Source organism: Streptosporangium sp. NPDC023825 (genome assembly GCF_040639575.1).
GTDB lineage: Bacteria > Actinomycetota > Actinomycetes > Streptosporangiales > Streptosporangiaceae > Streptosporangium.
In genome coordinates this window covers 49,063-63,194 of the sequence record NZ_JBFAAE010000020.1, presented here as the reverse complement: position 1 = coordinate 63,194, position 14,132 = coordinate 49,063, and the positions used below count along the sequence as shown (strand labels likewise).

At 69.5% G+C, this 14,132-nt stretch carries 10 protein-coding genes; 8 read left to right on the top strand and 2 right to left on the bottom strand.

What is annotated here, in order from left to right:
- Positions 1-175 precede the first annotated feature (175 nt).
- The 5 genes from AB0G15_RS19380 to AB0G15_RS19360 all read left to right on the top strand — a co-directional run bounded on the left by AB0G15_RS19380 (position 176) and on the right by AB0G15_RS19360 (position 5,584).
- The gene (locus AB0G15_RS19380) at positions 176-538 is read left to right on the top strand and encodes a GntR family transcriptional regulator (protein ID WP_362841345.1); all 363 of its coding nucleotides are present in this window, start codon (positions 176-178) and stop codon (positions 536-538) included.
- A complete protein-coding gene (locus tag AB0G15_RS19375) occupies positions 535-1,449 on the top strand; it encodes an ABC transporter ATP-binding protein (RefSeq protein ID WP_362841343.1) in 915 nt (304 codons plus the stop codon). The genes AB0G15_RS19380 and AB0G15_RS19375 overlap by 4 nt, the downstream gene beginning before the upstream one ends.
- A complete protein-coding gene (locus tag AB0G15_RS19370; protein ID WP_362841341.1) occupies positions 1,446-2,150 on the top strand; it encodes a hypothetical protein in 705 nt (234 codons plus the stop codon). Before AB0G15_RS19375 ends, AB0G15_RS19370 begins: the two co-directional genes overlap by 4 nt.
- 293 nt (positions 2,151-2,443) lie before the next feature.
- Positions 2,444-3,097 carry an NYN domain-containing protein gene (locus tag AB0G15_RS19365; RefSeq protein WP_362841339.1) on the top strand — a complete coding sequence of 218 codons (654 nt, stop codon included), beginning with the start codon at positions 2,444-2,446 and terminating at the stop codon, positions 3,095-3,097.
- A gap of 435 nt (positions 3,098-3,532) precedes the next feature.
- Positions 3,533-5,584: a hypothetical protein gene (locus AB0G15_RS19360; protein WP_362841337.1), complete on the top strand. Its 2,052-nt coding sequence runs from the start codon at positions 3,533-3,535 to the stop codon at positions 5,582-5,584.
- 1 nt (position 5,585) lies between these two features.
- Here the strand turns inward: AB0G15_RS19360 and AB0G15_RS19355 are convergent, their stop codons facing one another.
- Complete coding sequence (locus tag AB0G15_RS19355) at positions 5,586-6,029, bottom strand: hypothetical protein (RefSeq protein ID WP_362841335.1); 444 nt, start codon at positions 6,027-6,029, stop codon at positions 5,586-5,588.
- Positions 6,030-6,114: 85 nt separating this feature from the next.
- Between AB0G15_RS19355 and AB0G15_RS19350 the strand changes: the two genes are divergently transcribed.
- From AB0G15_RS19350 to AB0G15_RS19340, 3 genes are all read left to right on the top strand, one after another.
- Positions 6,115-6,405 carry a hypothetical protein gene (locus AB0G15_RS19350; protein ID WP_362841333.1) on the top strand — a complete coding sequence of 97 codons (291 nt, stop codon included), beginning with the start codon at positions 6,115-6,117 and terminating at the stop codon, positions 6,403-6,405.
- 557 nt (positions 6,406-6,962) lie between these two features.
- Positions 6,963-9,143, top strand: coding sequence for an N-6 DNA methylase (locus AB0G15_RS19345; RefSeq protein WP_362841331.1), 2,181 nt, complete (start codon positions 6,963-6,965; stop codon positions 9,141-9,143).
- Between the two features lie 1,117 nt (positions 9,144-10,260).
- Positions 10,261-12,396 (top strand): hypothetical protein, encoded by a 2,136-nt coding sequence (locus tag AB0G15_RS19340; RefSeq protein WP_362841329.1) that lies wholly within the window; start codon positions 10,261-10,263, stop codon positions 12,394-12,396.
- Positions 12,397-12,528: 132 nt separating this feature from the next.
- Here AB0G15_RS19340 and AB0G15_RS19335 read toward each other — a convergent pair whose 3' ends face one another.
- Entirely contained in the window at positions 12,529-14,043 is a 1,515-nt protein-coding gene (locus AB0G15_RS19335; protein WP_362841327.1) for an alpha/beta fold hydrolase, read from the bottom strand.
- Positions 14,044-14,132 lie beyond the last annotated feature (89 nt).

Sequence of the window (14,132 nt, the reverse complement as noted above, 5' to 3'; positions counted from 1 at the left end):
CACACCCTGCAGCGAACCTCGCCCATGGGTCGTTCCACCTCGGATTGGGCATCTGTGATGTCGTTCGAGCTGCACCCGACGCCTCGCCCACCCCGCCGTGAAGCCGATGTTGACGCACGGCTTCTTCGCTCCTATGGTTCATTACAAGAGTAATGAACCAACTAAGCGGGTGCTCATGTTCGATGACCAGAGCCCGATCTATCGGCAGATCGCCGATCGCATCAAGACCGAGGTGTTGAACGGCACGCTGAGCGGCGGCGACCAGGTCATGTCGACCAACCGGTACGCCGCCTTCTACCGGATCAATCCCGCCACGGCGGCCAAGGCGTTCCAGCAGCTGGTCGACGAGGGCGTTCTCTACAAGAAACGAGGCATCGGCATGTTCGTCAGTCCGGACGCCCGGGAGGCGCTCAGGAGTCAGCGACGGGAAAGCTTCTTCGCCGAGGTGGTCGCCCCGATGGTGGCCGAGGCGAAGGTGATCGGCATCCCTCTCACCGACATCGTCAAGAGGATCCACGAGCTCGAGGAGCGCGCATGAACATCGTGGCCGACGGCCTGCGAGTGGACTACGGCACCGTCAGAGCGGTCGACGACGTCACCTTCTCCCTTGACGGCGGCAAGATATACGGCCTCCTGGGGCGCAACGGATCGGGCAAGACCAGCCTGCTGTCGGTGCTGGCCGCCTTCCGCAGGCAGTCGGGGGGCACGGTGCGGGTCGGGGGCCGCCCCGTGTTCGAGAACGCGGACGTCACCCGCGACATCTGCCTGATCCGCGACACGGGAGAGACGGTCGACATCGGCACCGCCGCGGACGCGCTCGACTTCGCCGAGTCGCTCCGCCCGAACTGGGACGCGGCGTACGCGCGCACGCTGATGGACAGGTTCGAGCTGAAGCGGAGCGCGACCGTCAAGACCATGTCCAAGGGGCAGCGGTCGGCGCTGGGAGTGGTGGTGGGGCTGGCCGCGCGGGCGCCGCTGACCATGTTCGACGAGTCCTACATCGGGATGGACGCCCCCTCCCGCTACGCCTTCTACGACGCCCTGCTCGCCGACTACATGGAGCGCCCGCGCACGATCATCCTCTCCACCCACCTGATCGAGGAGGTCAGCTCGCTGTTCGAGGAGGTCCTGATCCTCAACCAGGGCAGGCTGCTCCTGCACGAGCGGAGCGAGACCCTGCTCACGCGCGGCACCTCGGTCACCGGGCCGGTGGCCGGGGTCGACGCCTTCACCGCCGGGCTCACGGTGCTGAACACCAGGACCCTGGGCCCGACCAAGGTCGCCATGGTCTACGGCGACCTTGACGCCACCGCGCGCGCCAAGGCCTCCCAGGCCGGGCTGGAGCTCGGCCCGATCGCCATGCAGGACCTGTTCGTCCACCTCACCGACCCCGACCCCACGGCCCCCGCGACCCCCGCGACCACCGAGCCCGCCGGAGACGTCCGATGAGATTCCCCAGCCGCCTTCTGGGCGCCCCCCTGGTCTACACCGCCTTGCTGTGGGCGGGTTTCTACGTGCTGATCGTCCTGATCACGGTCGGCGTGACGATGTTCGGAACACTCGACATCAGCGTGTGGGAGGCCGCCACGCAGCTCCCCCGCTGGCTCGTCCTGTTCATCGGCGTCTCCCTGATGAGGGAGTTTCTCCCGCTCTACATCGCGCACGGACAGACCCGCAGGCAGTTCGGGGCGCAGGCCGCGGTGACCGTCACGCTGTACGCGCCGGCGTTCTCCGCCCTGATCACCCTCGGCTACCTGCTGGAAGCGCTCCTGTACAACCTGCTCGACCGGCCGCAGACGCTGATGAACACCCACCTGTTCTCCTCGCCGACACAGGTGCCACTGATCTTCGCCGAGTACCTCGTCCAGGGCCTGGCCTGGGTCGTCGCGGGAGCCCTCATGGGGGCGGCGTTCTACCGCTGGCAGGCCGGCGGGCTGCTCTCCCTGCCGTTCGGCGTCGCGCTGGTCGTGCTGGGCGAGTCGGCCATCGGCGGGAACCTGAGGCTGCCGTTCTTCACCTCGGCACTGGGCTTCGACCTCACGCCGAGCGTCACGACGGCCCTGGGAGCCGGTCTTGCCTGCCTTCTGCTCGGCCTGGCGATGACCTGGCCGCTCATCCGCGACGTCCCGCTTCGCAACAGGGTCGCTTGAGCACGGGCCGCTTCCCGGCGGGCCCGGCGCACATGCCGGGCCCCGCTGTCGTCCGCTCAATGCCGTTCAGTCAATGCTCATGCGGTGGCTCGTGGTTGTCCGGGCAGGAGAGCGACAGTGGGTGGTCGTGAGTACTTGCGTCAGGCTCCGTTGTGACTCGTCGGCGGTCGGCGTCGGCTTTGTACCGCCTCTCCCTGAAGTCGTACGCCCCGCACCCGGCAGCCCCGCGTCCCCTGCGGAGCACTCCGCACAACCCGCGCGACCCTCACACTCCGTGACTATATCTTTACCCAGTGATAACGAACGTCTACGTCGATGGGTTCAACCTCTTCTACGGCCGCCTCAAAGGCAGTCCGCACAAGTGGCTGAACCTCGACACCTTCACCCGTCGGCTTCTGCCCGAACACGAGATCCACCGCATCCGCTACTTCACCGCCAACGTCATGGCATGGCCGGACGACCCTGACAAGCCAAACCGGCAGGACTTCTATCTCAGAGCCCTGGCCACGATCCCACACCTCAGCATCCATCTCGGACGCTTCCAGGTCAGTAAGGTCCGCATGCGCCTTGCCCATCCTCCCCCGGAAGGCCCCAAAACAGCGGAAGTGATCAAGGTGGAGGAGAAGGGCACAGACGTCAACATCGGCGCTTACCTGCTCTCCGATGCTCTCGGCGGCGACTGTGAACACTCCGTCGTGATCAGCAACGACGCCGACCTCGCGGAACCCATCCGGATGGTCTGCCACGACCACGGCCTGCCGGTGGGCATCTTCAATCCTGGACGACGTTCCATGGGCAGCTGGCAGCTGCAGCAGATCCCTCCGACCTTCTTCCGGCACATCAAGACGAGCGCCTTCGAAAGCTGCCAGTTCTCGGAAAAACTCCAAGATGACGAGGGAGAGATCCAGCGCCCGGCGTCGTGGCACCCGGACCTCTGGCTGAAATGAATGAGGCCCCGTCCGGTGGGCGGGGCCTTCAACCACCGGCACATGTCCGGTGGCGTGATTGAGACCAGTAAACAGGCGCGCTTCCGTGTCTGTCAACTCACTCACGGTAACAAGGATGACCGGCCAGCCCTCCACTCCGACGCGGAGACCTCCGAGAGGAGGCGACCGGCCCCTCAGTGGCCCCAGGGCTTACCGCCGCCAATCCGGCCCGGACAATCCCGCACCGCTGTGCGAATAGCTCATAATTCCAGGCTGCCATCGGGCAAAACGATATCTACCGGCTATCCACCCCATACTGGACGACCGTATTTCTTATTCAGCATGACATCCCGGGACAGGTCAAGGTCCGAGACACCCTCCGTACTGAATGAAAATCACGCATTTTGGAACTAGAGTGAAATAACTGAAAATAGGGCGATAGGGGTGGTGGAGTCGATGTCGCCGGGAGCGGGGCCCACGTCGCCGGACTTCACCGGAATCGACCCCGATCTGATGCGGACCTTCGTCACCGCGCTGGAACGCGGGCGCGACGTGATCGGCGAGCAGTCCGAACGGATCCGGCAGCTGCTCACGGCGGCCGAGGTGTCGGCGGCGGGGCTGGGGCCGATCAGGGAGATCGACGGCTGGGTCGGCGAAGAGCTGCCGAAACTGCGCGAACGCCTGGAGACGATCAATCAGGACCTCCCCATGCTGGGAAAGGGACCCCACATCCCGAAGCAGGGCTCGCTGTGGACCGGCGACCCGCTCCAGGACCCGTTCCAGTGGGGGCTGCTGCCCTACGACGAGAAGACGGGAAAGTCCCCGGCGGGCAACGCCAAGAAGGGCACCGACCTCGCCGCCGAGTTCCGCCGTCTTCCCGAGTCCTCCCTCGGCCTGCCCAACGCCGCCTACAACCGGATCCTCGAAAAGCTCGCCGACGGGCAGAAGGACGCCTACCTCACCGCCGGGTTCTTCCGGTCCATCGGTCCCGAGGGCATGCTCAGCATGGTCAGCCGCCTGGAGAGGTACGACAAGAAGACGGCCGACAAGCACCGGAAGGTGATGGGCGACGCCCTGGCCACGGCGGTCGGCGCGCAACCGGCCCTCCTCGGCTCGGCCTGGCAGGCCGGCACCCTCAAGAAGGCGTCGGACCACGAGCTGACGACCCTGCTGCGGCACGGCATGTTCCCCGCCGCGTGGCTCACCGAGATAGCGCGGAGCAGGGTGGGCAAGCCGGTCGGCGCCGGCGACGGCTCCCGCCCCCGGCGCTGGGAGACCGACCTCGCCCCGCTGCTGCCGACCCTGGCGAACAACCCCGACGTGGCCAGGGGCCTGTTCAACGCCATGTCCCGCGAAGACCTCAGGGACCTGTTCACCGAGCTCAACCGCATGAGGAGCCCCGAAGAGCCCTGGAAGCGGGTGGGGGGCATGGACTTCGACGTCAGCGCTGAGTTCGGCCGGATGCTCGCCGCCGGAGGCGGGGCCTACGAGAAGGGACCGCACAGCCCCGAGGCCGCGAAGTTCGCCTTCAACGTCATGACCATCATGGGAGACCTCAAGGACACCGACGGCACCGCGGACTCTCCGGCCACCCCGATGCAGGTCGCGCCGAAGGCCAGGATCTTCATGTCGACGCTGGCCGGCGCCTACGCCGCCGAGATCACCGAGGGCGCGAACATCGGCGACGCCAACATGATCGAGGAGAGCGCGCTCAAGCCCTTCACCTCGGCCTTCGGCACGACGGCGGCGTTCACCCTGAGCCCGAAGGACACCTACCGCTTCCTGAAGACCTTCGCCGACTCCCCGGCGAACCTCGCCCCGTTCGAGAAGGGAATGGGCGCCCTCAGCATGAAACTCATCGCCGACGCCTCGGCGACGGCCCGGAGCACCGGCGACGTCAAGCACATGGACCAGGTGTTCACCGCACTGGGCAACGTGCGCGGCTTCGAATTGGCCGCCATCGAGAAGGTCCAAGGCAACCTTGACATAGCCGACAAAAAGCAAGCGGACCTGATGAAATACCTGCGCGACACCACTATCGGGGTGGCGGGCCTCTTCGCCCCGACCAAGGCGGCCTCATACTTCTGGACACTCGTGGGCTTCTCCTTCTCCACCTATGACGCCGCCGGAGACATCTTCGGCGAAGAGGACGAGACACGGGTGGATTTGGCCGACAAGAAGGACTCCATCGAGACCCTCGGCCGCCAGCACACGTATGCGCAGATCCTCATGGTCAACGGCTTCACCCCGAAGGTGACACCCGCCGAGTTCCAGGCCACCTGCCCACCGGGCGTGGCCATCGCCGACGCCAAGGGCAACCTCAAGCCGTTCTCCGAGTTGATCAAACAGGGGAACGAAGGGCTTGAGGCGTTCGAGAGGTGGACGGTCGCCAATGGCATGGGCAGCCATGGCGATCTTTCACTGGGAGTGTTGTCCAGTCGGTCTGCGGATGCGTTCGAAAGCCGCAACAAACGAGGCCGGGAGCGCGCTCTAGCCTTCGACAGTTAGATCACGAGGTTCGGAGACATTCGGTCTCACCTCGAACGCCATACTGCCCGTTGCCCGGAGACTCCAGGACAATTACCGTCTTGTATTCATCGTTGGCCAGCCGGATGGGAGCATTGCCGCGGTCTTCGGCGATTCGATAGGGAGCGACCCGGGAGAGGGCACCCAGCAGGAGATCATTGAGCATATCTCCGCTGGTTCGCGGTGCGGGATCCGTACCAATGGCAGCGAAGGTTCGCTTTGCCTTGCCCTCGCCACACGAGATATCACGCCCACCAGAATCAGTGATTCGGACATCCAAAGCGTGGCGCTCCTTCATCAACTCGGTGATGTGCGATTTAAGGGTCTCCCCCGCTTCGGCCGCTGTGGGGCCACTTTCCCCGCATCCGGACACTGTCAGCACCATCGCAGCGCAGGCCAAAAAACCGCGCCATACAAAACGTGCCATGCGTTCCTCCGGGGCTGGCCGAGGTGCCGTAGATCCAATAATGTCCAATGGATTGCCCCCTGTATCCACATCCGAAGAGGGATATATGAATCCTGTCCCGGAAGGTCTGGTGCCCAACCCGCGGCGTCAGGTGCTGGAACAGACATTGGTGGAGCTCAGGGCGCGAGTCGCCCTCCTTGAGGCCGCGCTCGACCCGGCCCACGGCCAGTTCACCGGCCAGTCGGTGTGGGTAGGGCCGAAGGCCCGAACGTTCACCGAAGATCTCACCGCCCGCCGTGCCCGACTGCGCCAGGCGGCCAGGGCGCTCGTCGACGCGCTCGAAGAGGAGATCCGGTCCGCCCCGGCGAAGGTTCCGCCTTCCGCCGCGCGGCAGTGACACATCAGGCCGAAATCTGGCCGGGAGCCGACGCTACGGACTCACGTCACACTTCGTGACATGTGGCCAGGTTGCCGAAGCCATCGCCTTTGATTCTGTCTGGCCAGGCTCCCGTCGGTCGGCGGCCAAGCGTGGAAATCTTCGTGCCGCCGGGGCGATCAAGGGTCACCACGGCTCAGCGGGGCCGCACGTCGGTGTTCACCTGGGAGCGACGGGACAGCAACCGGCAGAGCCGGGACCGCCGCAGCCCGCACCAGGATGCGGGAGACGGCCGGGCGACTGGTGGAGGTGGCGCGGTGAGGGTGCTGGGGCTGCTGGGCCAGGTCGATCTGCCCGCGCGGAGCGCCGCTGTCCCCCGAACCCGCCTCTACATCCGCGCACCACCGTCGTTTCATGTCCGTTTCCCCAGCCGAGTCGACTCCCGGGTGAACTGAGTCAACGGATAGGCTGCGAAAGGACCTTCCCAGGAAGGCATGGTGCCCGCCCGCTTTGGCACATCCCGTCACCGTGCCTCCGACGGCGGGTCACCGCCGTCCTGTCCCCTACCCGGAGACACCATGCCTCCTTCTGCCGACCCGTCCGTCTCCGTCACCCTGGCGGAGATAGCCAGGATCGCCGGTGTCGGGCGCGCGGCCGTCAGCAACTGGCGCCGCCGTCACGACAGCTTCCCCGCGCCGGTCGGCGGCACGGACACCAGCCCGCAGTTCGCGCTGTCGCAGGTGGAGGAGTGGCTGAGACGGCAGGGGAAGCTCGACGAGGTCGGCAGCCGGGAACGGCTGTGGCCGGAGTTCGAGGCGCTCGGGGACCGCGACACGATGGGGATGGCGATCGCCGCGGCCGGTGCCCGGCTCGCCCGGGAGGAGGCGGGACAACGCCCGGCGAGCCCATCGGACGCGGGACACCTGGCAGACCTACCGGACATCGGCGCGGCCGGGGGATTTCCGGACGACACCGGTCTCTCCGACGCCCAGCGGTCCCTGGTGGAACGCGCGGTCGGCCTGGCGAGGAAACACGGAGCCCGGGAGACCTACGACTTCCTGCTCGGCCGCTGGCTCGACACGCACGTCCGGCAGATCGGTGTCACGCCACACCCGCTGGCGGCCCTGATGGCCCAGGTCGCCGAACTGTCGCGCGACGGCGAGGCCGGTGACGTCGGCAGCGTGTTCGACCCCGCGTGCGGCACGGGTGGTCTCCTGCTCGCCGCCGCCCGGCAGTGGGCCGGCACGGTGGACGCGCCCCCCTCGGACGTCCCGCTGAAACTGCTCGGCCAGGACGTCGACCCGACCCAGGCGGCGCTGGCCGCCGTACGGCTCCTGCTCGCCGGTCACTCGCCGGGGTGTGAGACCGCGTGGGAGGTGGACGTCAGGGCCGGGAACACGCTGCGCGCCGATCCCCATCCCGGTGTCCGCGCCGACGTGGTGCTGTGCAACCCGCCGTTCAACGAGCGCGACTGGGGATACGAGGAGCTCGCCACCGACGCCCGCTGGACGTACGGCCTGCCTCCCCGCACCGAGCCCGAGCTCGCCTGGACACAGCACGCGCTGAGCCGCCTGGCGCCCGGCGGGACGGCGGTGCTGCTGATGCCGCCCGGTGTCGCCTCCCGCAAGGCGGGGCGCCGGATCCGGGCAGGGCTGCTCCGTAGCGGCGTGCTGCGCGCGGTGGTCGCCCTCCCGCCGGGGACCGCGCCCCCGCACAGCGTCGCGCTGCACCTGTGGGTCCTGCGGGCACCGGCCGAAGGCGGAACGGGCGCGGGGACCGGGGTGCTGCTGGTCGACGCGGCCGGGGTCCAGCCTGAGCCGCCGGGGGGAACGCAGCGGACGGGCCGGGCGGCGATCGACTGGTCCCTGTTGCACAGGCGTGTGGTGTCGGCCGTCCAGCCGGGAGACGAGGACAGGGACCGGCCGGCCGATCACGCCGTGCTCCCGGTGATCGACCTCCTGGACGACGAGGTGGACCTCACCCCCGCACGGCACGTCCCCAAAGTGGCGGCCTCGACGGACCTGGGCCTGCGGCGCTCGTGGAACCGGTTCGGCACCCTGCTTCACGAGCTGCGGGACCTGAGCGCGACCCTGTCCGCGCTCGAACCGAGCGGCGAGGAGCCGGCGGGCCAGGGTGCGGTGACCGTGGGCGACCTGCTCCGGGCGGGTGCGATGACGATGCGGGCCGGACAGCAACCGGCGGACGGCGCGGTACGCACCGGCGACGCTCCCGATGACGCCGTGCCCGTGCTGACCGTCGCCGACGTGCTGGCCGGAGGCAGGCCGTCCGGCTGGTTGCCCGTACGGGAGGCCTCGGCGGGAGAGACCGCGGGCACCCTCACCGTGACCGTCCCGGAGGAGGTGGTGGTCGTCGGGGCCTACCGGGCGTTCGGCGCCTGGGTCGACACCGGCGCCCCCACGGTGCTGGGCTCGCAACTGTTCGCCCTGCGGGTGGACCCCACGCTGCTCGACCCGTGGTTCCTGGCCGGTTGCCTGCGCGCCCCGGCCAACGCGAGGCAGGCGGGAACCCACGCCTCCACGTCCTCCCGTCTCGACGTCCGCAGGCTGCAGGTGCTGCGGCTGCCCCTCGAGGAGCAGCGCCGCTACGGCGAGGCCTTCCGGCGGCTCACCGCCTTCGAGCGTTCGCTGCGGGAGGCTGGGGCGATCGGCGGGGAGCTGGTCGACGGGCTGACCGACGGTCTGTCCGCCGGGAGGATGCCCCGCCACTGGCCGGAGCGGGCGCCCCGGGGCGGGGCGTGAGCTGACCACCGGCTCTGTCCAGGACCCGCCGCGTCCTGTCTCGTAGCCGGCCTGCTCAAGCGCGTCAAGATGGGCCAGCTGTTCGTCGGACCGTCCCCCTCCGCGTGCGAGCGCACCTCGGCGAGTGTCGGGGCGGGCACCTCCAGCTGTCGGGCCAGGACGGCGATCCTGGCGGAGAGATCCGCCAGGGTGCGGACCTCGCGCAGACGTGCCATTCCCAGCGTCCTCCCCTTCACGGCGCGGAGCCGGAGGGAGTCGTCGTCGCACAGCTCGAGCCGGATCCCGGTCTCCGCCTGTTGCCGGCGACGCCAGGAGTGCCACCAGCGCAAGGTCGGCGGGTCCATGCTGCACGGGACGCACAGCACCCACTGATACGTCTCTTACCAAGAGAAGCTCCGGGGGCGTGCGAGAGGAAACGATCTTTGGGGCAAGCCGACGGGCGAAGGCCGGAACCTCGCCGCCCCAGTTCTCATGCGAGATCCGCACGTTTTCCCGGAACTCGACAGAAACGCACCATACCTGGCCACTCTGGATCCAGGCCCGAAATCCAGACATGGCCGACTGGACAGCCCGGCGACCTCGCGATGACCGCGGGTTACTTCTCCACCGAGGCCCGACAAAGTCGGTTGAGTTTATAAAATCGCGACACATCTATCACGGCCCCACCATCCCCGCAAGTTCTCCGGAGTCCGGAACAACGCCGCCGGCTCGCGCCGTTCATCGGCACCTTCGCGCCCGGGGCGGCCCCGCGTCCGCATCGGCGTGGACCCCTGCCGCCGCCGCGCGGAAGGAGCCCGGCCCCGTGCGGGCGGCCGTCCCGGACGGCCGCCGAGCTGCGACCTCCGGAAAGACCATGACACCACGTCAGCATGTCGTCACACTTGGGTGCGACAAAGTCGGCCGATTGCGGCAACCATGAAGCCCTTGAACCAGATTTACGTCGTATAAAGCCTAATTCCATATTAAAACAGCATTTATGGTACACAAAGCCCGGCCGCTGGAACCGGCGGAGCCCGGCTGACATCCAACCCCGTACGACTGGCGTCCATTTATCGGACGTGAGCCGCACATCCCCCAGGTTGATGACATATGAGGTGTCGTGACTATGGCGTCGAACGTGACGCGGTTATATCGGGCGGTGCTGCGCGACCCGGCCGCCCCCATCTCGATCCGGCTGCGCCGCACCTTCTCGGAGTGGGTCGAGCGGAAGGGGTTCCCGCCCCCGGGCGCGGCGCGGGCGATGGTCGAGGCCGAGGCCGGCCGGGCACGGCTCACGATGGAACGGCGCGGCGACTGCGGCCGCTACACGCTCGACGAGCCGGACGGGGAAGGACATCTGCGGACCCGGGTGACCTACGCGGAATCGGTGCCGGGCATGACCGGGTGGGTCATCGTCACCGTAGACCGGCACGAGGGGCGTGAGCCGGAACGGCAGCGGCGGGAACCGTACCGGAGCGGAAGGCGCGAACCGGAACGGCGGGAACGGCCGGAGCGGCGCGAACCGGCCGTGGTGAGCGTGCCCGGTTTCCTCCCCGCGTACCTGCGCACCGCGCGCATCAGCGACGGCGGCATCCAGGTGGAGGACGGCCCGGTGGTCCTCGACGAGGAGGGCATGGACCGGTTCGTCCCCGTGATGACCGAACCCCGCCGGAGGATGCCGATCCTCGTTCTCTCCGTGGACCCCCAGAACCCGGAGGCCGCGCGGGCCCGTGCCGACTATCTGGCCGGCGCGGTCACCGGCGCTGGCCTGGTGGTACGGCTGGCCGACCTGCGCGCCCAGAACCGGTTCAACAAGGCGATGGGCAGGGAGCTGGGCGTGTTCGGCGGAGGGATCCGCACCTACCTCGCCCCCTTCGACCCCGCCGAGGAACGCCACCCCCGCAGGCACCCGCCCATGGGCGCCGCCATGATCCGTGACCAGGGTGACGCCGCCCTGGACCGGATCGTCGTCGGAGCGGTCGGCGACACCGTCCATCGCGACCTTCCCGCGGACGTCCAGCGGACGCTCCACGTCGTCTACCGGGTGCTCGCCGGGCGCGCCGACCTGGGCGAGATCGCCGAGGCCGCGCGCCGTCCCGCGAAGACCGACTCCGCCCGCGAGGAGCTGCGACGGCGGATGATGGCCATGACCCGGCGCCCGGCGCCCGCCCCGGCCGGTGGAACCGGCGGAGCCGGCCCGGTCTCCGCCGGTTCCGCCGGTTCCGCCGCTTCCACCGGTCCCACCGGGAAGCAGGGGCCGCCTTCCCCGGACAAGGCCACCGCCATCACGGAGAACGAGGAGAACGAGGAGACCGAGAGAACCGGGGAGACCGGGAACAGCGCGGAGGTCCTCTCCGGGGGCGGCGGCCCGCTCTCCGGGGTGGAGCAGATCGCCCAGGTGGTGGCGGACATGGTGGTCAAGGAACTGCGCGGTGATCTGGACGCGGCGCTGGGGCTCGCCACGTCGTCACAGGCCTCCGCCGGTGACCTCGCCAGGGTTCTCCGCGAGCTCCACACGCTCGGCGCGCACCTTTCCGGCCTGCGTGACGTCGTCGCGGAACGGCGTGGCGAGGCCGTCCTCGCGGACGAGGAGGGCGACCGTCCGGCCGCCGGGACCGGGAGCCTCCGCGAGGAGTACCGGCTGCTCACCGAGGAGTACGCCGAGGCCGTCACGAACGCCAGGAAGCTCACCGAGCGGGTCCGCTGGCTGGAGGGCAGGCTCGCCGCGGCGGGCCAGCCGGTGTACGGCGTGCCCGAGGAGACCCCCGTCTTCGAACCCGCCAGCCTGGTCGCGGTCCTGGCCGAGGCCCGCGAGAGCCTGCGCCACATCGTCGTCGGCGACACCGACGGCGCCGCCGCCCGGCTCGACCTGGACCACCCGGCCCAGTCGCGTACGTGGGCGGCGAAGGCGTGGGACTCCCTGCGCGCCCTGGAGGACTTCGCGAGGGCGCGGTCCGGCGGGGAGTTCTCCGGCGGCTTCTACGAGTGGTGCTCCCACGGCTCCTCCGGCCGCCTCACCATCCCCACCGGGATGGTGTCCATGCGCGAGTCGAAGAGCGTGGTCACCCGCGCCAAGTTCAGCGACCGCCGGACCTTCGCCGTCCCGCCCGAGGTGAACCCGGGCGGGCAGGTCCTGATGGAGTCCCACGTCAAGCTCCGGTCCGTCGGCTACCCCGCGCCCCGGATGTACTTCCACGACGACTCCGGCGGCGCCACCGGCAAGATCTGGATCGGCTACCTGGGCGAGCACCTCCCCAACACCCGTACGAACTGATCGGTGAGGGAAAAGGACGGGGACAGGCCTCGCCCCTCATGGAGACCGGTGTCTCCATGAGGGTCCCCCGAACTTGCCCGGTATCGCTCCCCCTGGAGGAATCCCCCCGATTCCCGTACGGGCACCGCGGGGTCAGCAGGCGGTGTCGGTGGCCGGCAGTTCACCGGTGGTGAGGTAGTGGGTGACCGTGGCGTTGAGGCAGGCGTTCCCGTAGTGCGGGAACGGGGCGTGGGTGTGGGCGTCGATCGTGACCAGGCGTGACCCGCGGATGCGCGCGGCCACGGCCCTGCTCACGGACGGCGGCACCGCCACGTCCCGCAGGGCCGCGACGATCAGGGCGGCCGGCGCGCGGTTGCCGTCGAGCCGCACCGGTTCGTCCTTGGCGGGCGGCCAGAACGCGCAGGGGTTGATGTTGGCGTTGGACGGGCCGAACAGCGGGTGGCGGTCCCGCTGGGCGGCGATGTCGCGCAGGTAGACGCGCGGGTCGCGTGGCCAGGGGGCGTCGGCGCAGCGGTAGGCGACGTTGGTGGCGGTGTAGTGGCCGGCGGGCAGGCCGGGCACGCCCTCGGGCCGCGGAGGGCGGATGGGGAACGGCAGGGACGGCTCCCGTCCGGCCGCGACGGCGGCGAAGGCCGCGGCGACGACGCCGAAGGCGCGCTCGTCGTAGATCCCGGCCACCAGCAGGGCACCCAGCTCGCCGACGGTCCAGGCGTGACCTCCGATGACGATGGGCGCTCGGGTGGCCCGGTCGAGGATCCCGGTGAGCGTGGCGTGCACCTGTGCGGGGGTCTCCCCCAGACCGTATTCGGAGTGCCGCCCGGCGGCCCAGGCGGCGAGGGCCACCGTCCCCTCCTCGAACGCGGGGGTGCGGCCCATCTCGTAGGGCCGCCAGATCGTGTCGGCGTTCACCGGGCTGTCCAGTACGAACCGGTCCACGCGGTGCGGGAACAGCGTGCCGTAGACGGTGCCGAGCAGTCCCGCGTACGAGCCGCCCAGGTAGGAGATCTTCTCCTCGCCGAGTGCCGCGCGGATGAGGTCCATGTCGCGGGCGGCGTTCGCGGTGGTGGCGTGCGGCAGGGCCCAGCCGGAGGCCCGTACGCAGTCCTCGGCGTACCGCCGGGCCTCGGCGGCTTCGGCGGGGAAGCGTCCTGGGGCCGCGGGGCGTACCCAGAAGCTGCCGGGCTCCTCCTCGGGCTGCCCGCAGCCGATGGGCGTGCTGCGTTCGACGAATCTCATGTCAAACCCGACCAGGTCATACCGGGCACGGACCTCGGCGGACAGCGCCGGGGCGAGGCTCACGGGCAGCGGGACGCCCGGCCCGCCGGGTCCGCCGCCGGTGGTGAGCAAAACGCCCCGGCGCCGCGCCGGGTCGGTGGCGGGCAGCCGGGAGATGACGACGGAGATGGTGCGGCCGCGCGGGCGGCGGTGGTCGAGGGGGACGGTGACCCGTGCGCATCGCAGGTCCGGCGTGCTCACCCCGGCGCACGCCTCCCACCGCGGTCCCTTGCCCCCGGTGACGGTGTCCGGGGCGGCGACCGGGGGCGGCGCCTGCCGGGCCGCGGCGGCGCCGGTCCCCCCAGGCCAGGCCGGCGCCACGGCGACGGCGAGCGCCGCCAGCAAGGCGAGGGGGGCTTTCCGTACGGGCATGGGTCTCCCTGCCGTGAAGAGCGGTTCGCGAGCGACCCGGGGGGAATCCGGGCCCTGACGATCACCTAGCGCGCGGGCCGTGTCAAGCC